The sequence below is a fragment of the Microcoleus sp. Pol11C2 genome (assembly GCF_036701505.1).
Taxonomy (GTDB): domain Bacteria; phylum Cyanobacteriota; class Cyanobacteriia; order Cyanobacteriales; family Microcoleaceae; genus Microcoleus.
Window position 1 is genome coordinate 189153 of record NZ_JAUBQX010000003.1, and the last position, 22684, is coordinate 211836.

The following is a 22684-nucleotide window of genomic DNA, read 5'->3' on the forward strand; positions in this document are numbered from 1 at the left end:
GTCATAGAATCCGTTGCCGAACTTCCTTCTTCCTTCAAACGATTAATTGCTGCTGTCAGAAGACTCAGCCGAAGGACCGACAGTAACTTTTGTCTCTCGCTTTTCGCGTTTTTTCCGTTCCGCTTGGATGACATCTTGAAGCACTATTCGTGCTTGAGCCATTTTTTCCAAATTGCTGCGGTACAAATCTAAATCTTTGCTAACTTTGTCTTCTGGCAAGTGCAAGGCCGCACTGACTTTAGCGATCGCGTCGTTTCGCGTTTCTTGGTCTTTTACCAAGTTAGAGTCAGCTTTTTCTAACAGCGAGAACAAACCGATCGCGAACAAGCGGCTGTACTTAAATTGAGGGTTGCTGGCGATCGCCCCTAAAGACGCTTGCAAATCCGCTGTATCTTCAAAGCTGGTAGAGCGATCGAGCCACGAGAGCAACTCTTGCCCGGAAAGTCTATCTGCCAAGCTTTCCAATCGCTGAGCGTCTTGCTTGTAGCGCTCTGGATCGTCTTCTAGGGACTTGCACAAAGCGTTAAAAATCGAAACTCTGTCTGCTTCTGGGGCGTACCCAAGCATGAATCGATCGAAAGCTGTCACTACACCCAAAGCATAAATCGGGTCGTATTGAAAATCGGCATTCGCCGAAAGCAAGTGCATTTCTACCATCAACTCTTCCACCACTCGACGGTAAATTGAGTTGATCGGTCGAGTGTGAATCGTATAGAAACTTCGCTTAGTATCTGAAACAGTACGGTTATTGTTCACCTGAGTCTTATAGATAAATAATTTTGCCGTAGCGGGCGTGCCAGCGCGGCGTGAGTAAAGTCGGGGAGTCTATCTGCGATCTGGCTGACAAAAATTGCCAGTTTTTTAAGCGTTGCCGCCTCCTTGCGAGACAAAATTTTATCAAAAAGATTTTACGCGCGATCGGCAGCAACAATTAATATGTCGCAATAGGACGGAAAAACCCCAGTATCTTTACAATCATAGCTTAGCTGGGATCGCTCATAAATCTAATCTTCTGACTTGCCCAGCCTTGATATGGTCTTACATATCACAATAACTTTTTCTTGTCAACCCAGATCGTGAAAAATCAAAAAAACATGACAATTTCTCCTGAATTAATAGCTTTAGCCCAGTACATGGCGGGCGAATTTGACAACCGGGAACAAGCGCTAGCAGAGCCGGCGTGGTACGTCCACCTTCGTATGTGGCAAAGACCACTACCCGTTCCTTTATTTTCTGAACCCAGCATTGCCCTGTTTGCCGAACAAGCCAACATTCTGGAATTAGACAAGCCATACCGCCCCCGCATCGTGCAACTGAGGCACTCACAGATAGCGCCAGGACTGATTGAAGCTCAGTATTATATGTTCAACGACATTACAGCCGTCAAAGGAGCCGGTTGCAACCCCGACTTGCTTGGAAAGCTAACGAAGGAGCAAATCCAACTCCTCCCCGGCTGCACCCTGTCGGTTGCAGTGGAAAATTTAGCCTCAAACAGCTATCGCTTTCGCGCATCTTTGCCGGAGGGCACTCGCTGCGGCTTTGCCTACGGGGGGCAAAATTACCAAGTAGACTTGGGATTTGAAGCCGCAGGCGAGGAATTTCTCAGCTACGACAAAGGAATAAGCCCCACGACAGGCAAGGCTATCTGGGGAGCTTTAATGGGCCCTTTTAGATTTGTCAAGCGTCAGGATTTTGCTGCTGAGATATTGGTTTGAAGCAAGAAGCAACAAGAAACAAGGAAGAAAGATTTAGCTATCTAGGATAGAAGGCAAGACTTTACCTTGACCTATTCTTCTACTTTAGTGTTTTGGTGAACCTCTCAACCTCTCAAGAAAGGAAGAAAGCATAAGGAAGCTGGCAAGAATTTACCTGCTTCCTGTTCTTGTGCAGGGTTCCGGCGCATTTTGTGAGCCTCAAGCTTAAATTGCGCTTACACCGCAACCGATGCAAGCGGGAGTGGTCAACTTGCGCGCGGCACCCCCTCTAGAGCTTCTTCTTCCGTTTCAAAGATTTCAAACACAGAATCCATCATGGTGACTTCAAACACCAGTTTGGCTTCGGGATGAACATTGCAAATGCGAAAACTTCCCTTAACTTTATCCGCATCCCGCATACCTGCTACAAGTGAGGTCAGGCCAGAGCTATCGATAAAGTTAACCTGACCAAGATTCACTACAACATGGCGGCTAAGTTTGGAAATACACTCTTGCAACTTGAGGCGGAATTGCCAAGCTGTAGTGATGTCCAACCGTCCTGTCGGTGCTAAGACGATAACTGTTGTACCGTCTTGAAGCGTGTGGGTTTTTTGATCAATATGAATCACTGACCCTTCCCTCAAATTTATTATCTATCGCGGTGGTTACTGTCCCAGTAGTTTAACTCAGGTCGGTGACTGCTGAGGCATCCAATTCGCCCAATCTTGCGGTTTTAAGAACTTCGAGTAGAGTTCGGCTTCGGGAGAGTTGGGTTCTGGCTCGTAACAGTATTCCCAGCGTACCAAAGGTGGCAGGGACATGAGAATCGATTCGGTGCGTCCGTTGGTCTGCAAACCAAAGGTCGTGCCTCGATCGTACACCAAGTTAAATTCAACGTAACGGCCGCGGCGGTAAAGTTGGAAATTACGCTCGCGATCGCCGTATTCTTTCGATCGGTGCTTTTCAATTATGGGGGTGTAAGCCGGCAAAAATGCCCGACCGCAGTCCTGTACAAAGGCGAAGAGCGACTCCCAAGTCCTAGGTTCCGGCACGCCGATGTTGTTGCTGCACTCAGCGGCCTTGCCTTTGACATGATGGTCGCGGTAAAGCGCGCCTTGAGCGCTTTGATAGTCAAAAAACAGACCGCCCACGCCGCGGGTTTCTTGGCGGTGAGGCAGGTAGAAATATTCGTCGCACCAGAGTTTAAATGTCGGATAATATCCGGGATGGTGGCGATCGCAAGCTGCTTTCAAAGTTTTGTGAAAATGAGCTGCATCCTCAGCCAACGGGTAATAAGGAGTCAAATCCACACCGCCACCAAACCACCAAATCGGCCCAGCCTCAAAATAGCGGTAATTTAGGTGAACCGTAGGCAAGTAGGGATTGCGGGGGTGCAGCACCATAGAAGTGCCCGTTGCATAGAAATCGTGACCTGCAGCTTCTGGGTGCTTTGCCAGAATCAAAGCCGGCAAACTTTCGCCCCACACTTGGGAAAAATTGACTCCCCCTTGTTCAAAAACATTGCCTTCGCGCATGACGCGAGAACGTCCGCCGCCACCTTCGGAGCGTTCCCAAGAGTCCTCCTTAAATTTGCCAACGCCATCGAGTTGTTCGAGGGATTGACAAATTTCGTCTTGTAGGCTTTTCATAAATTGGCTGACTCTAGCTCTAGAGTCAGCCGGCGGCAAAAACGGGGAAGTGGCGGTTTTAAGTGTTGTAGAAACTGTCATAAAATTTTCTGTTGTCAGATTTGAGTTTTAGATGGGCGATGAATCCCAAATCCAGTCGTCATGTAATTATGCCACCGTAGGTCTGCAAATGATCGCTATGAAGTTACATTAAAAAATAGCAATAAAAATATACTTAAACCTGCGATCAAAAATTCGCTAACCCAATTGCAGAGCTATGGTGGAGAACACAATGCCCAATACACTCGATGTTAGTTCAGTCTTAGAAATCCTGCGACCCGTGCAAGACCCCGAACTGCAAAAGAGTTTGGTGGAATTGAACATGATTCGTAACATAAAAATTGACGGCGGTGTCGTCAGTTTTACTTTAGTGCTGACAACGCCTGCTTGCCCGCTGCGAGAATTTATTGTCGAAGATTGCCAAAAAGCGGTCAAACAGTTGCCAGGAGTCGAAAAAGTGGCGGTGGAGGTGACAGCCGAGACGCCGCAGCAAAAGGGAGTCGTCGATCGCCAAGGCATTGAAGGCGTTAAAAATATTATCGCAATTTCCAGCGGCAAAGGTGGCGTCGGCAAAAGCACGGTGGCGGTAAATGTGGCAGTAGCGCTGGCGCAAACCGGCGCTAAGGTGGGTTTGCTGGATGCGGATATCTATGGACCCAACGACCCAAATATGTTGGGTCTGGGGGACGCGAAAGTGATGGTTAGGGACGGGAAAAGCGGGGAAAGCCTCGAACCCGCCTTCAACTACGGCGTCAAATTAGTGTCGATGGCATTTTTAATTGACAAAGACCAGCCCGTCATTTGGCGCGGCCCGATGTTGAACGGGATCATCCGACAGTTCCTCTATCAGGTGAATTGGGGCGATTTAGACTATCTGATTGTCGATATGCCTCCGGGTACTGGAGACGCGCAGTTGACAATGGCGCAAGCGGTGCCGATGGCTGGTGTGGTGATCGTGACGACGCCGCAGACTGTGGCTTTGTTGGACTCCCGCAAGGGGTTAAAGATGTTCCAGCAGTTGGGAGTGTCGGTATTGGGAATTGTGGAAAACATGAGCTATTTTGTGCCGCCGGATATGCCTGACAAGCAATACGATATTTTCGGTTCTGGTGGCGGGGAAAAGACTGCTGCTGAGTTGGGAGTGCCGCTTTTAGGCCGCATTCCGCTGGAAATACCCTTGCGGGAAGGTGGCGATTCGGGGGTGCCGATCGTGGTGGGGCAACCGGGTTCTGCTTCAGCTAGGGAGTTGCGGGCGATCGCGGGCCGCATTGCCGGTAAAGTTTCCGTAGCAGCCTTAGCCTAACAAACTCTCGTTCCGAGGCTTTGCCTCGCGTCTTCCGGTTGACGAAGATTTGCCTAGTTCTCAGGCTCTGCTTGGGAACTAGAAACGATAAACGGTAAGCTATAAAGAGCAAACTTAACATTCAAACAATTATGATTTTTCCAGGTTCGGCAGTTCGAGTTAAAGATAAGGGTGAGATTTACTACGCCTTTCAAGGACAAGTCCAGCGAGTTAGCGACGGAAAGGTCGCGGTACTGTTTGAAGGCGGGAATTGGGACAAGCTGATTACGTTCCGCCTGTCGCAGTTGGAACTTGTCGATGCTACGGCTGGCCGCGCGAAATAGTCAGCGGTCATTAGTCATTGGTAATGGGTAATCTGTAATTTGTAATTGGTAAAGTACCCAAAACCAGGCTACTCAATGAAAACCCTTGACTAATGACTAATGACTGATAACTGATGACTAATGACTAATCACTAAAACTATGCGTTTACCTTTACCCCAATTTGCTATAAAAGAGCGCCATCCCGATCGCATTGCTGAGGTGATCGAGACGGCAACTTCAGAGTTTCTGGCTCAATGTTTGGAACCGGAAGACTTAAGCTTTCCCGTGATGCCGCCTTTTGGGAGTTGGGTGAAGGCCGAGGATGAAGAGTCGAAAAATCAAATTTACGGCGTCGTTTATTACGCTACGACTAGCCCGATCGACTCGGTGCACAGAGCTCGCGCTTTGGGTTTGTCGCTGGAAGAGTTGCGGGAAGAACAACCGCAGATTTTTGCGATGCTCAAAACCGAGTTTCGAGTGGCGATTGTTGGGTATGAGGCTGCGCCGGAAAGGTTGAACGGTCACGGCCCATCAAGGGGTAAAATTTATCAGTATTTGCCGCCGCGCCCGCCGCAAATTCACCAGGCGGTTTATCGCTGCGAACCGGATGAGGTGATTGATTTTACCGTGCAGTTGGATTTTTTGAGGACACTGCTGGGGGTGGCTAATGCGCCGGTGGAGGCGCTGACGGCGGCGGCGATTCGGGAGATTTATCAGTTGCGGATGCGCGATCGATCTTGGTTGGTGGAAGCGGGGAGAAGTTTGAGTGTTTTGCTGAAGGATGATTACGATCGGTTGCGGGTGATTTTGAGTCAGATTCATCCCTAGGGGGAAGCTGGAGTAAGATAATCAGGACTTAAGGCAAAAAGTGGTTTGACACGCTACGGATAGCAGTAAGTTCGCAATCCACACCCTAAATAATTAGGTTCTGCGTAAGTCAAGGTCAGGTTTTTTCGGAGAAAAAATATTTTATGTGGGTAGAGATAACAGCAGTAAATCAAGTTCCCGAATGGGGTGTGTTGAAGGTAAAAGTTGACGAAACCTCAGTGATTTTGAATCGTCAAGGCATGAATGTCACTTGTTACCGTAATGCTTGCACTCATTTAGAATATCCGATCGACATGGGTAAGGTAAGCAGCGGCATCATTACCTGTCCGTTTCATAAGTATCAGTACAAATTAGATACTGGTAAATGTTTGAATGCACCCAGCGATTCCCTGGAATCTTATCCGGTAAAGATTGAGGGCGATCGCGTTTTTGTGGACATAGATTAGTTATTCGTTATTCGTTAAGTCCGACAGGGGTTTAAACCCCTGTCTCATAGCTAAAGTCGTCTCAAGACGACTGTAGATTAATATGTGATATCAAGTCCGGCTTAAATACCCCCTCACTCTGTTAGTCTGCGGAGGCAGACTTTGTTTTTGTAGTAGCGGTTTCAACCGCCGAAACATTGAGGGAGTAGCCAACCCGGATTAAATTTCAACCTACCGTTTTCGCACCCCGCTGACGGAGGAAAACCACCAAAAGCCCGATCGCACCAACCCCCAAAAGCAGCCATTCTTCCGGTTCAGGAACCCCCGAAACATTCAGAGGATTATTCGGCTTACTCAACTCCTCCTTACCCGATTCTACCTCGCGTTCAAATCGATCGCTCTTAGCTTCCGCTGCTTTTAGCTGCTCCCTTTGCGCGTCATTAACTAACACAATCATTGAAGAATAAGGCGTCACCACTTGGAAATTTTTAGCTACGGCGTGCATCGCATCCAGTTGCGTCAGTTGATTTGAACTTTTCTGCTTGCTAAGTGCAGTTATCAACTGTCGCGCAGCAATCGGTTTAAAGCCTTCATTTCCGGCATTTTTCGGATCTGCGACTGCCGCCGATTTGGCGGTTTTTTTCGACTGCGGGGTTTTGGCATAACTCCAAGCATAGCCGTCAACAACGCTAACTGTAGATGGGCCGGAAGCTGCTGTGGTTGCTACTCGCTGCATCGCCTCTTTCATATCCGTAGCAACTCCACCGCCGCTATCTTGAATCACCTTTAAAGTTGCGTCGTCGTAGCCGGGGGGCAAACCTCCCAAATGCACTGTCCATAGGGGTGCAGAGATGGAAAGTTTAGGTTTGCGATCGTCCGACAATTCGTAACTATGGCGATCGCTCACCACAAATACAGTATCGTAACTTTTATCGCCCCGTAACTGTGCAAACTGTTGCAGCATATCTTTGAGCTGGATTGTACCGTAAAACGTCACCTTTGCGGCATCGAAATTGCGTACATCTTCCACAAACTTAGGTGGCATTCCCGCAGCGCTGGCGACATACAAATCAACACCATTTTTGCCTGCAGCATTAGCTTTTAACCATTCAAAAGTCTCTTTTACTTCCTTACTTTCCGCCGCCATGCTGCGGGAAGTATCCAGAATAACTGCAAATTTTTTGCCTTGGGGTAGCGAGTAATTGGCATCAGCCAGCGGCTTAGCAGAAATGATATTTCCTCCCGGTAGAATCGCCTGCTGCGCTGTTAGAGGTTGCTGTGCGACTGCGGGTAAAAAGGGTGGCAGCCAAGTTTCTCTTGCTTCTTTCCCGCTGTATTTTACCTCTTTTCCGGCGATCGTGCGGCGAGTATTTTGGTTCCAAAAAATGTTGCGTTTTTCAGCCAAAACAGGCATAGCCCAACCCTGCGGCTGCCGCATGACTTTGTAAGTAAGCCACAGGTGCATTTCCGTTGGCCCGTCTGTTTGGGTGAATTCTCGTTTTACCGGAATTGGAAAAGCCCGCAAGCGGTATTGTTTGGGGCCAATTTGTTCTAACAAAGCCGGATCTACTCTTTCTGCTACCTGTTGATTGTAGACTTGCTGGGCGGCACCTCTAGGCGATACCGTAAATACAAAACGTTTGTTTAAATCGCCAGTGTCTCCCAGCCAAACTCCTGTAACTGCGGCGCTTTCCGGCAGCGAAAAGTAGTAGAATACTTCTTGCAAGTTCGGCGTTTGATTTTTGTAAACTTCGTAGAGTTGAACCTCAGCCCAGTCGCCGTTTTCTTTCACTGTCACTTCTTGCGACTGCAACCACACTTTTTTCTCACTGACATTCAGCAAACCAGCTTTAGCTTCTTCCTGGTTTGAGGTTGACTGTACCGCGTGTTTTACTGCTTCGGTGTCGCCTTTTTGCAGTTCCGTATCGAAGAATTCTCCGTAGAGTTTTTCTGCTTTTTCCACATCAGCACTAGAGCCTTGATACAAAAACGGCGACATTAAAACATTATAGCTGTTCTGCACAGTTTGAGCCACTCCGTCAGGCAAATTCAAACTATTTTTGTATATCTCATAAATGTGGTTGTTTTCTCCCACAGTGCTGAGGTAGCGGTAAGGGGACAAATAAGCATTGACTAAGCCGGATCGAATCATATCAGACTTGGCTAATAAAGTTTGGCGAACCGTGTCGTTTGCAGGGGGAGTCGCCAGCATTTTTAGTGCTGCCACTTGTGGCTGCTGCTGCAAAGCGGAGAAAATAGCCAGCCAAGCTGCTATGACTCCCAAACTTCCGATTAGCGCTTTATTTTTCCCGTATTGTGCAGCAAAACTATGCCATATTTTCCGCCCGGAATGAATGTAGAGAAAGCCGTACAGCGAAGGCATGACAACGAACAAGCTACAGGTTAAACCAAACAATATAAAGGATAGCGGTATCCAAATTAAAGCCCAGACCCACGCCCCGTATTTAAACATCTCCAGAAATGGTGAAACCCATGTAAACTTGAAAAATTGAAGAACGAAAAATAAGAATCCATAAACTGTATACAAGGCCACAGGTAAAGCGTAATAAATCAGCAATATTGCCGCCAAAATGCCAACTACTACCATTAAAGTGTGACATCCTAATTGCAGCCACGCACTTCGCTTTTCTCCAATTAAACTGAAAAAATGAGGCTGTTTATTATGGGAATTCTGGGAATCGAAAATATTTTGAACATTTTCTTTTCTACCCAGATAGCCGTACAGCATTTCCACTGAAAATGCTGCAATGCACAAAGCAATAGTAGCGATGATTTGAGAACTAGCTGGAGTTAGTTCTCGCAGCAGGAACAAGCGGAGCAAACACAGCAAAAATAGCGGTGCTTCTACGCCGTAAAACCAACGCATTAGCTGTAGGGGTTGCTTGCTAAAACGCCTAGCTCCTATTACAGTACATACAGTGGGTACTGCAATCGTAGCTGCCATCGTCAAAGAAAACTCTAAGGGGATGCTGCCATCGATTGTCGCCATAATTAATGGCACTCCGATAATCGGCAAGATTCCCAAGTAAACAATCGATAAAAAAGTCAAATTCCACAGCCAAAAAATTGTTTTAAAAACTCCATCAAATACCTGTTTAATTTTCATTCATTTCTCCTTGTAAGCTTTCTTTAACGGTATCGTATACATTACTAGCAAACTTTTTTACTTCATAGTTTTCGGCTTGTAGCGAACTGTCAAATAAAATGGAAACTAGCACCCAGTTGTGGTTGTTGTGAGTGAGGTCGCTGCCGATACGGGACATGAAGTTATCTGTAGTTATATGTGCAGATTGCAGCCAGTATGCTGCTGATAATTGGTTGTTTTTGAGAGACAGCCAGCGCGCTGTTACTGAAGGAGTTAGTTGTTTTTTTTCTATGCGATTGACGGGAATTCCGCTCGCTACAAAACACAACTCGGGGGCGTGGTAAGTTTGCCAGGATGTGCTCGCTACTGTGAGCATGGAACCGCGCAAGTTGCCCGCGACAAATCTGATTTTTTGTGTTTGGGTGCCGGGGTAATTCCCAAAGAATTTTTCTTCGCTGGGATTCAGCGGGATTGATTCGGAGACAATCGGGTCTAGAAATTTCAGGGGGGCGATCGCTAATTTTTCACTTTCTACATGATACAATTGAGAAATTGCACCCAAAACAGCCACCGCCACAATTAGTCCCGGTTTTGCCAAAGGCTGATTTTTGAGTATTTCTAAATCCCGTTGCGAGTTAAAATCAATTTCTTTTGTTTCGTGAAATTTTGGAACTTTTTGCAGCATCAACCAACTTAAGAAGCAAGCGCCGATTAAACCCACAATTCCTAGCGGTACGTGCAGCATTTCTGCATAAGTTGGCTGTTGGAAAACTTGGGCAACCAGCACTAGCACGGCAACCCGCAAAGCGTTAGCAGACACCAACATTAAGAAGTTAGCAGCGCATACTGCAAGCCATTTTAAACTCAATTTGCGACCTTCTAGCCAGGTAGCAGCAAGCAAAAATAGCGTTCCCACTAAGAGAGTTTTAATGCCGCTGCAAGGCACGTCAACGTGAGCGATGCCGTTTTCCAAAACGATAATATCGTAAGAAGAAATAGCCCCAATGTGCAGCAGAGAAAGCAACTGTTCTACTACCTGAGCAGTGAGCACTCGTGCCGGCAAACCTAAGCCGCTATTCAACTGACTATTAAATGGTAAAATACAAGCCAGCAAGCCGGCAACGGGCAAGTTTTTTCGCCAAAAGTTAGGCTCCCCAAATAAGCCGCACAGCCCGTAAGTTCCGAGGATAAATAGCAGGACAGTAACTTGTTTGATATCAATTATGTACTGAAGGGCGATCGAGAAAATACCCGCACCCAACATCAACAGCAGCGGATCTCGCCTCAAAACGAAATTGGGTGAAAATCCCGGCGGGCGATCGGAGTTCCGGCTCGATCGCACTACTAATGCTACAATCAGAAAACCAATTACTATTTTGTACAGTGTGGGTATCTCAATAAACGAGGATAACAGCCACTTAACTGCCAAGATATTGGCCCAAAACCAAGCAAGCGCCAGCAGAAAAGGAGCCAGCCAAACCAAATTAACCGCAGGATGAGGAGTAACAGAACCTGGAGTTGCAGAATCAGTGATATTGGTGCGCTGCATGATACCGCTTGACATTCACGTTGGTGACATCTTAGCTCAGCCAAATTGGTAATGTCTAGACCGATTATTTAAGTTTTGTCAAGCTTCGATTTTCTCTACAGAGAAGCTAGCGTTATAATAATTAATTTTAGCGGAGGTAAAAATGAGCGAAAAAAGCCCAGGATACAAAATTGTTAGCGATAACCGACAAGCGCGCCATCTCTATGAAATTATAGAGACATACCAAGTGGGAATCGAGTTGAAGGGAACCGAAGTCAAATCTATTCGGGAAGGAAAAGCAAATTTGCGGGACGGATATGGCTTAGTTCGGAACGGGGAACTGTGGCTGATAAACGTTCACATTTCGCCTTGGAGAAGTGCTAGCAACTATTTTAATCACGAACCCCGCCGCACCCGTAAATTGCTGATGCACAAGCAGGAAATTCGCAAATTAATCGGCAAAGTGGAAGAAAAAGGCTTGACTTTAGTGCCGTTAAAAATGTATTTGAAAGGCGGCTGGGTAAAACTTGATATCGGTTTGGGTAAAGGGAAAAAACTGTACGACAAGCGCGAAGATTTGAAGAAACGTGAAGATAAGCGGGATATGGAAAGAGCGATGAAGCAATTTTAGTCAGAGTCATTAGTCATCACTCATTAGTCATTAGTCATTAAATATCTCCAAAAAATAAACTCAAACCTTTGCTACTCGAAGGTTGAAAGTTAATTTATGGAGATGTTTATTAGTCAGGAGTCATTAGTGATTCATGATTGGTGATTGCTGATTAATGATTGGCTATTTTAAATCCATTTCGGTTCATTACTCATCATAATATTTTTCAAAATCCCCCCTTGAGGATTTTGAGGACTTCTATCGTCACTACAAACTTAATTAGAGTTATTTGACTGGAGTCCATCTTACAGCAGATTCTATGTTGATGAACTAAACCCCAGCTCGTTCTATCGCCGTACGGAAACGGTCCAGGGTAAGTCCCTACACTTCATAAAGCTGGAATACGCTGTATCTCCTCATAGAGTCGCATACTGTCGATCGACTGACCGCTGACCAAGTATTATTACTTAGGCAAGGGGAAGAGTTTTACCTTCTTCCTGCTTCCCGCTTCCTTTTTCCTGAAAATATCCGGATGGCTTGTGGAGCCTCATGAATGATTAACCTATGCTCGAATACATCTGGGTAGTGGGAGCATTCCCCAAGGATTCGGCTGTGGACTAACAAACTCTTATGAGAAATGGGTTCAATCATGAGTCATTTCGTAAGATTATGATGCCATTAGGGTGGCAATTAAAACTGGCAAACAAAATATCGCCTAACTCTCAAGTTAAAAAATGCTAAAAATGACACCATTAGCTAACATTTTCAATGCTATGAAAGAGCCAGCAAAAAAGCCTCACAACTCCAAGTGGGGAGCCTTATTGCTGATGCTAGCAGTAGGCTTGGGCGGCTGGCAAATTGGGTTGCCGGAACTGGCATCTTTTTTTAATAATAGGGCTTTTGAAAACTACAAAGCTAATCGATTTGCTGATACTCAACAAGCATATGAGTTAGCGCTCTGGGTAGATCCCAAAAGCCGAACAGCTCTTTACAATTTAGGATGGCTTTGCGAAGAGGTGCAAGATTTACAATGCGCCCAAGGAAAATATCTGCAAGCTGCAAAACTCGGTCTGCCTGCTGCTTACAGCAATCTGGCTCGGTTATATATAGTTGATCAAAAAAACTATCCGGCTGCCGTTCACTTCCTGTGGCAAGGTTTGAAATTAGCTGAGGACGATCAAGTAAAATATTCTTTACTCAAAAATTTGGGATGGGCTCGCCTGGAACAGGGTCGATATTCAGAGGCATTGCAACATCTGGATGAAGCGATTAAACTTGATAGTGAAGGACCAGCAACTTACTGCTTAAAAGCGCAAGTCCTAGAAAAAATGAAAAATACTAAGGCAGCGCTACCGCAGTGGAAAATTTGTCTAAAGTATGCGGATTCTCAAGAATTCGATGAGGATATATGGATAGGGATGGCACGTCAACGATTAAACGAGGAAAAAACAAATAAATGAAACGCACAGTTTTGTTTTCATCAACCATACTGGCAATTATAACGGTACTGGAGCTAAGTCAAGCCTCAACAGCACTGCCAACTCCTTCGACTGTTAAAATTACCGTTAATGAATCAGTCGAAACGCCGTTCGACTCTAATCAAGCGAGGAGGAGGGGGTGCAGAGATAGAGATGGTGGAAAATATCCGTGTCCCAGATTCATCATGCCTTCGGAGAGCGAAGAATAAGAGTTATTTTCAATAAATTTTGTAGAGTGTACCATCACCACTTTACAGCAACAGGTATGTAGTATGTATTAGTAGTATGCAGGGTGCGCCCTCCGCACCTTATAGCATTTGAGATTTGAGATTAATAATTGAAGAATTGGAAATAACTTATGGCTATAATGGTTTGCAGCTTGCATAAAGCTGCATTCTTTTTTTGGCTCTCCTGAGTTTATGGTGTAAAATGTACCTAATAATACATTTACCGTTATGAGCTTCCATCTAGACTATCTCTTAGCCTTGCCTGGAGTCAGGGTTGAAACTTGTACTCAAGTTGAGGGAACAATTTTCTTGGGACTGAGCATTTTATCAGAAGGAATTGTTTGTCATCATTGTAAAGATTATACCGAAAAACTGCATCAAAATCGACCAATTCTAGTAAGAGATTTGTCGGTTTTTGGTCGTCCTGTGTATTTGAAAATCCCACGGCGGCAGTTTTACTGTCCTAGTTGCCAACGGTATCCCACAGAAAGAATAGATTTTTTGGATGTTAAAAGACGGCATACTCAACGATACGAACAAAATATTTATGAGCGTGTAAAACAATCGAGCATGGAGCAAATTGGACGAGAAGAAGGACTGAGTTATGACGAAATAAAAGGAATATTTGAGCAGGTAATTAAGAGCAAAAAAAAACTAATGGAAAAATCACCAAACGAATTTCTATCGACGAGATAAGTATGCGAAAAGGTCAAGGGAATTTCGTGACTGTTGTTAGTGACATTGGTGAGGGTAATTTAATTGAGATGATTGATTCTCATCGCTCGGAAGAAATCATTGAAATCTTTATGAAACAGCCGATTGAGGTTCGGAAACAAGTTGAGGAAGTGAGTGTTGATATGTGGGGGGGATTCCCTAAAGTTATCAAAAAAGTATTCCCAAATGCCCTAGTTGTTATCGATCGTTTTCATGTAATGAAAGTAGTTAATAAAGACTTAAATAAGTTACGTAGAGCAGCCGGAATAACAGATAGACAAAGTAAATATTTATTATTAAGTAATCGAGTAAATTTGAATCCTCTTCAGATTGATAAATTAGAATTGACACTAGCAAAATCAGAATGTTTGAGAATTGCGTATGAGATGAAAGAAAAATTTAGAGAAATATATGAGACTAATTTGACAGTCAAAAAAGGGCAGAATAAAATCAAAGAGTGGCTCAATCATGCACAAGTATTTTTTAGAGAATCTGCATCAACAATTGAAAATCATTTTGAGGGTATTTGCAACTACTTTCTTAATCGCACCACAAGTGGAGTCATGGAAGGAATCAACAATAGGATTAAGTTGATAATGCGACAAGGGTATGGTTTTTCTAATTTTAATAATTTTAGGAATCGCGTATTAGCTTGCTTTTCTGATTAAATAAACTTATAACCATAAGTTCAGGAGAACCCTTTTTTTGAACTGGTATAACTCCTAATCATTGCTGTATCGGCTATTGCTGGAATCCGCACTGTGCGGGGAGAAAATCCCCGCCAGCAATTCTATCTACTCGCCCTCCGTCAAAGCTGAATCTTGCGGCTGCTGGTGTGAGTTTCTGTAAAAACTAGCAATAATCGCCACCATCAACCACCAAAGCATATTAACTTCCGGCCGGTACCAAACTGTATCGACAAAACCGTGGGCCATCATGCCGGCTAAAGTTGCGATCGCCCCAATCAACCAAAATCCCTGATTCGATTTGAGATTTTGGATTTGAGATTGGGGATTTTGGGATTCTTCCTCTAAACTAGAGATTTTAAATTGTGAATCCCGTAGATGTTTGATCTGCAACAAACCTTGATTGACGGTGACAGTCATCAGCCAAAGGAAACACATTAAACCGATAAAACCGGTTTCCACCGCAATTTCCAGCAGCACGGAATAAGCGCTCAAAGCAGTAAATTTCGGCCTCATATAAAGCGGATAAACTTTATTAAAAGCAGTGTTTCCCGGCCCAATTCCGAGAATTGGTCGATCGCGAATCATGTCAATCACCGCCGTCCAAACATTAATCCGAAAATTGTTGCTGCTGTCACCTCGGCCGATAAACATACTCGAAACTCGATCGCGCAGAGGCTCCACTAAAGCCACTCCCAAAATTAAGGCTCCCGCCAAACCTCCTAACCCTAACGGCAGCGCCCAATTTCGCCAGAACCGAGGCATCAAAGGGCTGTACCAGTACCACAGCAGCACTAAAAATACCACCAGTAGAGCCACAAAACCAATCCAAGCACCCCGGCTGTCGGTGTAGCGCAAACACGCGCAATTTACCACCAGCATTGTCAGCGCTAAAACTTTTGTTCCCCATCCTTTCCACACAAAAAGTGCGGCAGCGCTCAATGCAATGGCCGGCAGCAAATACGAACCAAGCAAGTTAGGATTTCCCAGAAAGCTGTAAACTCGCGTGACATTGGCTTGAGTAGAAGTCGGATCGTTCCAAGTAGCTAATGGTGGCACTTTATCAATCCACTGCCGCACGCCGTAGAAACTGACAATTAAAGAGACGTTCAAAAATACGGCAATTAACCACGATCGCCAACGGGGCGATCGCAATATCCGAGCCATCAGCGCAAAAAACAGCAAATACAGCGTTAGCTTGCTCCAACCAGTAGCAGCGGCGACTTTCACCGGCGACATCGCCGTTGCGACAGTGGCTATGCCCCAGTACAGCAGAACCAGCAAATGAATCGGCGTGAAGGGGATCTCGCGATCGTCCGAAACAGTCAGCAGCACCCAAAATGCAGCGCTAGCCGCCATCAACACCCCCACCAAGGCATTGTTTACAAACGGCGCCAAACCGAAAGTCAAGCCCAGCAAAACAAAACCCAAGGGTTCTGCCCACTGCATCAGCCAGCTACTCTGCCGCCAACTGCGTAAAGAGCCGATCGCCAAATTGAATAAATAACTTCTACTTTGCCACTGAGAGAGCGGCAAATTTGCCAGAGTTAACTGTTGCCAAACTGAATTCATTGCTATTTTAGATTTGTACTTTGTAATCGGTAATTGGTAATTGGGAATTGGTAATTGGGAATCGGGAATGGGGAATTGATAATTGAAAAAAGTTGAGTGATTTTTCTTCCTTCTTTCATCCATTAAATCCTGTACACTGCTTCTTCCTTCTTCCTTCTTCCTTCTTCCTTCTTCCTTCTTTAGCCTTCCAACAATTCCGTAGCATTTGTGCAGGGCAGCCAGAGCACGTAGCGATATCCAGATTCCGGGGCTCCTTGAATTGAGAGTTGACCGCCTTGAATTTCCACCAATTGGCAGCAAAGCAGCAGCCCCAAGCGTTCCCGCGCCCCGTAACCAGCTAACACCGGTGCGGTATCCTCTGCATTCTGTGCCACCAAAGCCGCCAACTCAGAAAACGCCAGCGTTAATCGCTGCGAACCCTGTGTCGGGAGTTGCGGTTCTCCGGGAGAGTCGATTTCGGAGCTCGATGGCGAACCGCTATCAGATCCGGCCTTCAACAAGTAGTCGGTGTAGAGTTTCGCATGGGGCAAACTTTCCCCTAACCAAGGATGAAAAACCCAAACTCCGATGTTGATACCGTCTTCTTTCCGAGAAACGTGGACTCTAATCACGCTGCCTGCCCCAGCAGATTGAATAATGCTAAAAATTAAGTGGTGCAGCATTTGCTGAACCTTATCTTTATCTACCAACCAGATGCGCGACCCGGGCCCCATCGACAAATTAATTTCTTGCTCTCGTCTACTTGCTGCCGACGACAGGATTGTCACCACCTGCTGGCACAAAGTTTCTATATCGACTGCGGTTCGCTTCAAGGTGAAAGCGGAATCATCTAGTTCTGCCAGTTCCAAAATTTCTTCAACTAGCGATCGCAAAGAGCGGCTGCTGTCTTGGATCACGTCAATATATTCTTTTTGCTTGCTCGTTAAGGGGCCATAAATTTCTTGTTTCAACACGCTTGCCATGCCGAGGACAGAAGTGAGCGGTGTGAGCAATTCCTGCGCTAAATTATTGAGCAGTTTTACTTTAATTGAGTTAGTAGACAAATCGATAGGTTTGTTAGTCATCGCTAATTTTTATTGGTTCATTGTCGAGCGAGGGTTTGCGGTTCATTAGACCTATTCCAAAAGTTTATAACAATCTGTTTATAATTCACCACAAAAAAACGTAGTGAAGAAAAATATATATTCCTTCTTCCCTAGAAGCTCTTCCTTCTCTGACTAATTAAGATTTAATCATTGCTTCTAAAGCTGATTGCAAGTCTTGAGTGAGATCGGCAACTGCTAACCTGCGGCTGGTTTGATATCGATCCCAACGATCGCTCACGGATATGGGTTCGCCCACGGTCATTTGTACCTGCTGTTTGCCCAACTTCGGTCTGCCGAAAGGATTTCCCCCTTTGATGCGAGCCAGTACGTCCCACAGCAGTAAAGTTGTTTCTGCCAAACGTTCTGCTGTCAGTTGTTCTGCGACGTACCTGCCCGTGACGGACACGAAACTTTCTACAAGTCTCATGTGCCACATCCGAAGACTTGCTTCTTCAGCAAGGCGATCGGCTAATCCTCTTTCTAAGGGAGAAAGTGCTGCAATATCTTTGATATCTTCTCGATAAATATAGTCCCAGCCTGCTTGTTCCACACGGCGGCAGCGGTCTATTAAACTGCCTTTGGGCTTTAAGTTAAAATATTCTTCTGCTACTTGCAAACCCACGTCTAACAAGGCTTGCAGTCGAGCTATCATTACTTCATTGTCAAAATCATTTGTCGGTTTTTCGGGAATTGATGATGGTAAAATAGATATTTTTGGGGGTAAGTTTTTATGATAAAAACGGCTGTAAAACTCTTCCATTACGGCTAGTAAATGGCTGCCCAGTCGAATCAGGCGCAGATATTGGAATTTGTGATTGTGGTTTTCGGTATCGGGATTTGCCGCCTCTAAATTAGCGAGATCGGTGCGTTCTAAGGGTGGCAGTCCGCAATCAATTTCTAATTGAGTTAAAAGTTTTTCTAGGGGTTGCCAAGGTGGGTTGACATAGCGGTATTGAATGCCGATCGGCACAATTAAAACTTTTTCAGTGCGTCCGGCTTTCAGCAAATCTTCAACGCACCAGAAGCCCATTTGAGCAATTCCCGGTTCGAGGGGGCTAACTATTTCATTGTGACCGTTGGTGGCGCCTTCTGGGGCGGCGGCGATCGGGAATTGGCTGTTGGCAAATAAATTGCGGGCCGATCGCAATCCGACGCGATCGATCTTCCCGCGAACAATCGGAGTGCCACCGAGTTGGGAATACAACCAGCCGACGCCCGCACCGGCCCACAGGGGAATGCCGCGATCGTAGATAAAGTGGGAATGTACCGGGAATTGCAGGGGAATGCCTTTGGCGCGCGCTGCCTGGGGAACGAGTTTCCAAATTAGTTGTCCCAAACAGTAGGGATCGTCTGAGTTAGGGTGGCGGAAGGCTAGCAAGAAGCGAACTTTCTGATTTTGAAATTGGTGGAATAGTTCGGCGAGGGTTTCGACGTTTTCGGCTTGAACCTGGCTGATACTCGTCCGAAATCGCAGCCACCAGGGGAATATTTGCTTACAACCTTGCATCACTAGCGGGTTGTAGGCTGGGGGTATAAATTCCAGCGGTGGCTGAACTTGGCTAATTGAATTGGGCATTTTGGGATTTTAAATTTTAAATTTTAGATTTTAGATTACTAGGTTAGGGTAAAAACTGCCAATTTTTAGAATGCTGAAGTTTTTTTATTAACCGCAGAGGACACAGAGGACACGGAGGAAGAGAGGAGATAGCAAAGCGTGTCAATTTAACGTCAAAAGTATTGCCCGTGTGGGATCGGATATGATGTCGAGTCGATCGACCTCAATATTTTGGTCGGGGCGGGTTTACGGGATTTCTGGCTTATATTACAACTTGGGGGTGAACCCGGCAACACAAGAATTACCAAAATAATTTGGTTTAAAGCCCCGTCCTTGTAGGACGGCTTTCTTTGCTATACTTACGCTAACACGACAGGCGTAACTATGTTGGTATTTGAGGCAAAACTTGAAGGAACGCAGCAGCAGTACGAGAGGCTAGACGAAGCCATCCGCACTGCTCGCTTTGTTCGCAATAGTTGTCTCAGATACTGGCTCGACAACTTGGGAATCGGCAAGTACGAGTTAAGTGCCTACTGCGCTGTCCTAGCCAAAGAATTTCCCTGGGCCGCTAAACTCAACTCGCAAGCGCGTCAGGCTTCTGCTGAAAGAGCTTGGTCTGCAATTGCGCGGTTCTACGACAACTGCAAAAAAAGCAAACCAGGGAAAAAAGGCTTTCCGCGCTTTAAGAAACATCAGACCCACGGCTCTGTTGAATATAAAACAACAGGTTATAAATTGTCGTTCGATAGACGTACTATCAGTTTCACTGATGGTTTTGAAGCTGGAAGCTTTAAGCTGTGGGGAACTCGCGACCTACACTTCTATCAATTAAAGCAGATTAAGCGAGTCCGGGTAGTTCGTAGGGCTGACGGTTACTATGTGCAGTTTTTGATAGACCAAGAGAGGTTAGAAAAGAGAAAACCAACTGGTAAAACACTAGGTTTGGATGTTGGCTTGACGCACTTTTACACCGATTCAGATGGTCGAACAGTTGAGAACCCGCGTCATCTCAGGAAGTCCCAGAAAGCACTCAAACTACTGAACCACCGTTTTTCGAGAACAAAAAAAGGCTCTAAAAACAGAGCCAAAGCGAGAAACCGATTAAGCAGAAAACACCTCAAAGTAAGTAGACAGCGTAAAGATTTTGCCGTGAAATTGGCAAGATGCGTAATCCAGTCTAGCGACTTGGTAGCCTACGAGGATTTGCAGGTGCGAAATTTGGTCAAAAATAGAAAGTTAGCCAAGTCTATTTCTGACGCTGCATGGTCTAATTTCCGGCAATGGTTGGAATATTTTGGCAAAGTGTTTGGAGTGGTAACAGTCGCTGTGCCTCCGCACTACACTTCGCAAAATTGTTCTAACTGTGGAGAAGTTGTTAAAAAGTCTTTGAGTCAAAGAACGCACCGCTGTCAGCACTGCGGTGTTGTACTAGACCGTGACTCGAATGCAGCAATCAACATACTTGAGTTAGGACTTCGTACCGTGGGGCACACGGAAACGTTAAACGCCTCTGGAGACATCGACCGCTGCATTGGTGAGGTAACTCCTCAATGTAAGTCGAGTCGTGGAAAGAGGAAGCCTAAACAGTGATGTTTAGAATCCCCGACCGTTTACTGCGGGGAGGATGTCAAGATTATTTTACAGGACTAGATATGAAACCATCATCTTTTTTACCCCCCTGCCCTTGACAAGGGGGATGCGAGGGGGTCAGAAACTCGATTAAAAACGAGATTTATCCTCAGTTTCCGCCTTCAACACAAATTTTTGCAATCCAAAATCTAAAATCCTTCCTATTGTGCGGCTTCAAATATCATTTCCTGAAAGTTAATGACATCCGATCGCGGATCGCAGTGGGTGACTTTGACTTCTAGCCGATCGCCTATTTCGACCGATCGACCAAATCGCATTGCCAATTCTAAACCCAAATCTTCCAATAAAATCAATCCGAGATTGCTGTCTTCCCTCAGCCAGCGCAGCATTAAAGCTTCCCAAACTTCATCGGGGTTGCGCCGCAAATATTCCAATCCCCAATAGCGGTTAGTTTGGCGTTCGACGGTGGATGCTTCTTTAACTGCGGTGCCGAGACACATCACAATGTCCTGTATTTCTTCAGCGGAAAAAGGCAGCGGTTCGCCCCGCAGGTGGGCTTTGATTTGGAAGTGAGTCAGCAAATCGGTATAGCGGCGGATCGGAGAAGTAACTTGAGTGTATAATTCCAAACCCAAGCCGGCGTGGCGTCCGGGGGTAAGGCCCATTTCGCTGCGGGGCATACACCGACGCACGGCGCAAGCACGGGCGGGGCCAGCAGGTACAGCTAGCAGTTCTTCATCAGGAGGGAGTTCGGGCTGTGGCTGATAGCGGTAGGGTATGGGCAGGCTATGAGCTTGACCGTAGCGGGCGGCTAGTTCGCCTGCTAAAATCATCATTTCGGCTACTAGCATCCGGGCTGTGGAGTCGTCGATGACGTGGATTTTGATGTCGTCGCCGTTGACTTTGATGACGGATTCTGGCATAAAAATGCTGATTGCGCCTTGGGCTTCCCGCCATTTTTGGCGCAGTTTTGCTGCAGAGGCGATCGCTGCTATTTCCGGTTCTGCTTCAATTCCCAACTCCAGCATTTCGTCTACGTCATCGTAGGTCAAGCGGTAGGTGGGTTTTATGGTGCTGATGTGGATGCTGTAATCTTGAGCCGCGCCGATTTCGTCTAAGGTGACGCTGAAGCTGAGCGCGCTGCACTCTTTGCCTTGAATTAAACTCATCGGCCCGGTTGCCAAAGCTGGGGGAAACATGGGAATCATTCCCGTTGGCAGATAAACCGTAGTGGTGCGCTTTCTGGCTTCGAGGTCGAGTTCGTCTCCGGGGGAAAGCAAGCGGGTGGGATCGGCGATGTGTATCCACAGGCGCTGCTGGCCGTTTTCGAGGAATTCTAAGCTGAGGCCGTCGTCGATTTCGGTGGTGCTTTCGTCGTCGATCGTGTAAACCTTGAGGTGAGTTAAATCGAGACGATTTGTGTCCGAGTCGGTTGGGGGATTGTCTAGGCAGCGTTGCGCCACTTCTAATACCTTTGCGGAGAATTGTAGGGGAATTTGGCTGCGCCGCAAAAACAGGTTTTCGTGGGTACTCCACAGGCCGAGATCGACTAGGAGGCCAAATGCTGCTTCGGGGTTTTCGGATCGTTGTAAGCTGGCTAAAGTTTCTAAGGCTGGGGTGCGGTGCGTTGCTTCTTCTCCGAGGAGGGCAAAGCGTTCTAGGGCGTCAAGGCGAGTTCGATCGCTGTGTTCCCAATCTACATTTTCCCCTGCCAGCCGCTGTTTGACTCGATCCCAAAATCCTTGGGATTCTTGGTGTCGCTGCTGTTCTACTTCTTGCTGGTGTTTGATTTCGGCTACTTGGGCTGCCGGTCGCGGTTCGTAGCGATCGCCCTTTTGTTTGAAATACAGTTTGTCTGTTGATAGCAAACAGTAAGCCGCGTAACACTGGGCCGGACTGCGTTCCGAAAATAGCAGCATTGCCAGGGATTCGGGATCTGCTGTTTCTCCGTCACCGACTAAAAGTTCCCAAGCGACTTCCAAACTCGACGGATCTGAGTATGCTTCTACTTCTTTGAGAAATTTGGGAATATCGGAGGGTTTGTAAGTTTCTCCGACTACTTCGTAGGTGATTTGTTTGGGCGGTATGCTGTGCGGTTGACCGTTTTCGTCTACCACGACCCAGTTTTTCTTGCCGTCGGGGCGATCGGCAACTGCCAGACGGCGGTCGCCGTGCACTCTAAATTCTACTAACGTTCCCTTCTCCACTTGCCAGCTTTATATTTGAGATTTTGGATTTTTACAGTAGCCACTTATCGAGTTTCGAGCTTGCGATTTTAGATTTTGGATATTG

At 46.2% G+C, this 22684-nt stretch carries 20 protein-coding genes; 11 read left to right on the forward strand and 9 right to left on the reverse strand.

Features of this window, described 5'->3' with window-relative positions:
- Positions 1-42: 42 nt before the first annotated feature.
- On the reverse strand, positions 43-756 hold the full coding sequence (gene psb29, locus QUA42_RS03420) for a photosystem II biogenesis protein Psp29 (protein WP_333135138.1): 714 nt from the start codon (positions 754-756) through the stop codon (positions 43-45).
- Between the two features lie 338 nt (positions 757-1094).
- On the opposite strand from psb29, the gene QUA42_RS03425 reads away from it, so the two are divergent.
- Complete coding sequence (locus tag QUA42_RS03425; protein ID WP_333135140.1) at positions 1095-1715, forward strand: chromophore lyase CpcT/CpeT; 621 nt, start codon at positions 1095-1097, stop codon at positions 1713-1715.
- 245 nt (positions 1716-1960) lie between these two features.
- Here the strand turns inward: QUA42_RS03425 and QUA42_RS03430 are convergent, their stop codons facing one another.
- Together QUA42_RS03430 and hemF are read right to left on the reverse strand one after the other, a co-directional pair.
- On the reverse strand, positions 1961-2323 hold the full coding sequence (locus QUA42_RS03430; protein WP_006631392.1) for an STAS domain-containing protein: 363 nt from the start codon (positions 2321-2323) through the stop codon (positions 1961-1963).
- 57 nt (positions 2324-2380) lie between these two features.
- The gene (gene hemF / locus QUA42_RS03435) at positions 2381-3424 is read right to left on the reverse strand and encodes an oxygen-dependent coproporphyrinogen oxidase (RefSeq protein ID WP_333135142.1); all 1044 of its coding nucleotides are present in this window, start codon (positions 3422-3424) and stop codon (positions 2381-2383) included.
- 190 nt (positions 3425-3614) lie between these two features.
- Between hemF and QUA42_RS03440 the strand changes: the two genes are divergently transcribed.
- From QUA42_RS03440 to QUA42_RS03455, 4 genes are all read left to right on the forward strand, one after another.
- On the forward strand, positions 3615-4685 hold the full coding sequence (locus QUA42_RS03440) for an Mrp/NBP35 family ATP-binding protein (protein WP_333057242.1): 1071 nt from the start codon (positions 3615-3617) through the stop codon (positions 4683-4685).
- Positions 4686-4816: 131 nt separating this feature from the next.
- Entirely contained in the window at positions 4817-5008 is a 192-nt protein-coding gene (locus QUA42_RS03445) for an NAD(P)H dehydrogenase subunit NdhS (protein WP_015175937.1), read from the forward strand.
- A gap of 139 nt (positions 5009-5147) precedes the next feature.
- A complete protein-coding gene (locus QUA42_RS03450; RefSeq protein ID WP_333040001.1) occupies positions 5148-5816 on the forward strand; it encodes an HAS-barrel domain-containing protein in 669 nt (222 codons plus the stop codon).
- A gap of 143 nt (positions 5817-5959) precedes the next feature.
- Positions 5960-6262 (forward strand): Rieske (2Fe-2S) protein, encoded by a 303-nt coding sequence (locus tag QUA42_RS03455; protein ID WP_333135144.1) that lies wholly within the window; start codon positions 5960-5962, stop codon positions 6260-6262.
- Between the two features lie 205 nt (positions 6263-6467).
- Here the strand turns inward: QUA42_RS03455 and QUA42_RS03460 are convergent, their stop codons facing one another.
- Positions 6468-9368, reverse strand: coding sequence for a TIGR02921 family PEP-CTERM protein (locus tag QUA42_RS03460; RefSeq protein ID WP_333135146.1), 2901 nt, complete (start codon positions 9366-9368; stop codon positions 6468-6470).
- Positions 9358-10911 carry an exosortase O gene (xrtO, locus tag QUA42_RS03465; RefSeq protein WP_333135147.1) on the reverse strand — a complete coding sequence of 518 codons (1554 nt, stop codon included), beginning with the start codon at positions 10909-10911 and terminating at the stop codon, positions 9358-9360. The genes QUA42_RS03460 and xrtO overlap by 11 nt, the downstream gene beginning before the upstream one ends.
- Before the next feature lie 127 nt (positions 10912-11038).
- Here xrtO and smpB point away from each other — a divergent pair, with 127 nt between their 5' ends.
- From smpB to QUA42_RS03490, 5 genes are all read left to right on the forward strand, one after another.
- Positions 11039-11506: an SsrA-binding protein SmpB gene (gene smpB / locus QUA42_RS03470; RefSeq protein ID WP_006631384.1), complete on the forward strand. Its 468-nt coding sequence runs from the start codon at positions 11039-11041 to the stop codon at positions 11504-11506.
- A gap of 821 nt (positions 11507-12327) precedes the next feature.
- Positions 12328-12945: a tetratricopeptide repeat protein gene (locus tag QUA42_RS03475; protein ID WP_333135149.1), complete on the forward strand. Its 618-nt coding sequence runs from the start codon at positions 12328-12330 to the stop codon at positions 12943-12945.
- Complete coding sequence (locus tag QUA42_RS03480) at positions 12942-13172, forward strand: Osc7112_2153 family protein (RefSeq protein ID WP_333074252.1); 231 nt, start codon at positions 12942-12944, stop codon at positions 13170-13172. Before QUA42_RS03475 ends, QUA42_RS03480 begins: the two co-directional genes overlap by 4 nt.
- A 246-nt stretch (positions 13173-13418) precedes the next feature.
- Positions 13419-13886, forward strand: a complete 468-nt coding sequence (locus QUA42_RS03485) for a transposase family protein (RefSeq protein WP_333135151.1) — start codon at positions 13419-13421, stop codon at positions 13884-13886.
- Between the two features lie 26 nt (positions 13887-13912).
- A complete protein-coding gene (locus QUA42_RS03490; protein ID WP_333135153.1) occupies positions 13913-14572 on the forward strand; it encodes an ISL3 family transposase in 660 nt (219 codons plus the stop codon).
- 126 nt (positions 14573-14698) lie between these two features.
- Here QUA42_RS03490 and QUA42_RS03495 read toward each other — a convergent pair whose 3' ends face one another.
- The 3 genes from QUA42_RS03495 to QUA42_RS03505 form a co-directional block, all read right to left on the reverse strand.
- A complete protein-coding gene (locus QUA42_RS03495; protein ID WP_333135155.1) occupies positions 14699-16162 on the reverse strand; it encodes an IctB family putative bicarbonate transporter in 1464 nt (487 codons plus the stop codon).
- Between the two features lie 179 nt (positions 16163-16341).
- Positions 16342-17226, reverse strand: a complete 885-nt coding sequence (locus QUA42_RS03500) for a histidine kinase dimerization/phospho-acceptor domain-containing protein (protein WP_333135157.1) — start codon at positions 17224-17226, stop codon at positions 16342-16344.
- 157 nt (positions 17227-17383) lie between these two features.
- Positions 17384-18823 carry a 1-acyl-sn-glycerol-3-phosphate acyltransferase gene (locus tag QUA42_RS03505; RefSeq protein ID WP_333135159.1) on the reverse strand — a complete coding sequence of 480 codons (1440 nt, stop codon included), beginning with the start codon at positions 18821-18823 and terminating at the stop codon, positions 17384-17386.
- Positions 18824-19186: 363 nt separating this feature from the next.
- Between QUA42_RS03505 and QUA42_RS03510 the strand changes: the two genes are divergently transcribed.
- Positions 19187-20392 (forward strand): transposase, encoded by a 1206-nt coding sequence (locus QUA42_RS03510; protein WP_333135161.1) that lies wholly within the window; start codon positions 19187-19189, stop codon positions 20390-20392.
- Between the two features lie 200 nt (positions 20393-20592).
- Here the strand turns inward: QUA42_RS03510 and QUA42_RS03515 are convergent, their stop codons facing one another.
- A complete protein-coding gene (locus QUA42_RS03515) occupies positions 20593-22599 on the reverse strand; it encodes a ribonuclease R family protein (RefSeq protein ID WP_333135162.1) in 2007 nt (668 codons plus the stop codon).
- Between the last annotated feature and the right edge of the window lie 85 nt (positions 22600-22684).

Bases quoted from the DNA above. Each gene is read 5' to 3' on its own strand.
- QUA42_RS03500 (WP_333135157.1), bottom strand. From the start codon at position 17,226: ATGACTAACAAACCTATCGATTTGTCTACTAACTCAATTAAAGTAAAA.
- QUA42_RS03450 (WP_333040001.1), top strand. From the start codon at position 5,148: ATGCGTTTACCTTTACCCCAATTTGCTATAAAAGAGCGCCATCCCGAT.
- QUA42_RS03485 (WP_333135151.1), top strand. From the start codon at position 13,419: ATGAGCTTCCATCTAGACTATCTCTTAGCCTTGCCTGGAGTCAGGGTT.
- QUA42_RS03440 (WP_333057242.1), top strand. From the start codon at position 3,615: ATGCCCAATACACTCGATGTTAGTTCAGTCTTAGAAATCCTGCGACCC.
- xrtO (WP_333135147.1), bottom strand. From the start codon at position 10,911: ATGTCAAGCGGTATCATGCAGCGCACCAATATCACTGATTCTGCAACT.
- QUA42_RS03505 (WP_333135159.1), bottom strand. From the start codon at position 18,823: ATGCCCAATTCAATTAGCCAAGTTCAGCCACCGCTGGAATTTATACCC.
- QUA42_RS03425 (WP_333135140.1), top strand. From the start codon at position 1,095: ATGACAATTTCTCCTGAATTAATAGCTTTAGCCCAGTACATGGCGGGC.
- QUA42_RS03510 (WP_333135161.1), top strand. From the start codon at position 19,187: ATGTTGGTATTTGAGGCAAAACTTGAAGGAACGCAGCAGCAGTACGAG.
- QUA42_RS03460 (WP_333135146.1), bottom strand. From the start codon at position 9,368: ATGAAAATTAAACAGGTATTTGATGGAGTTTTTAAAACAATTTTTTGG.
- QUA42_RS03495 (WP_333135155.1), bottom strand. From the start codon at position 16,162: ATGAATTCAGTTTGGCAACAGTTAACTCTGGCAAATTTGCCGCTCTCT.
- smpB (WP_006631384.1), top strand. From the start codon at position 11,039: ATGAGCGAAAAAAGCCCAGGATACAAAATTGTTAGCGATAACCGACAA.
- QUA42_RS03480 (WP_333074252.1), top strand. From the start codon at position 12,942: ATGAAACGCACAGTTTTGTTTTCATCAACCATACTGGCAATTATAACG.
- QUA42_RS03455 (WP_333135144.1), top strand. From the start codon at position 5,960: ATGTGGGTAGAGATAACAGCAGTAAATCAAGTTCCCGAATGGGGTGTG.
- hemF (WP_333135142.1), bottom strand. From the start codon at position 3,424: ATGACAGTTTCTACAACACTTAAAACCGCCACTTCCCCGTTTTTGCCG.
- QUA42_RS03445 (WP_015175937.1), top strand. From the start codon at position 4,817: ATGATTTTTCCAGGTTCGGCAGTTCGAGTTAAAGATAAGGGTGAGATT.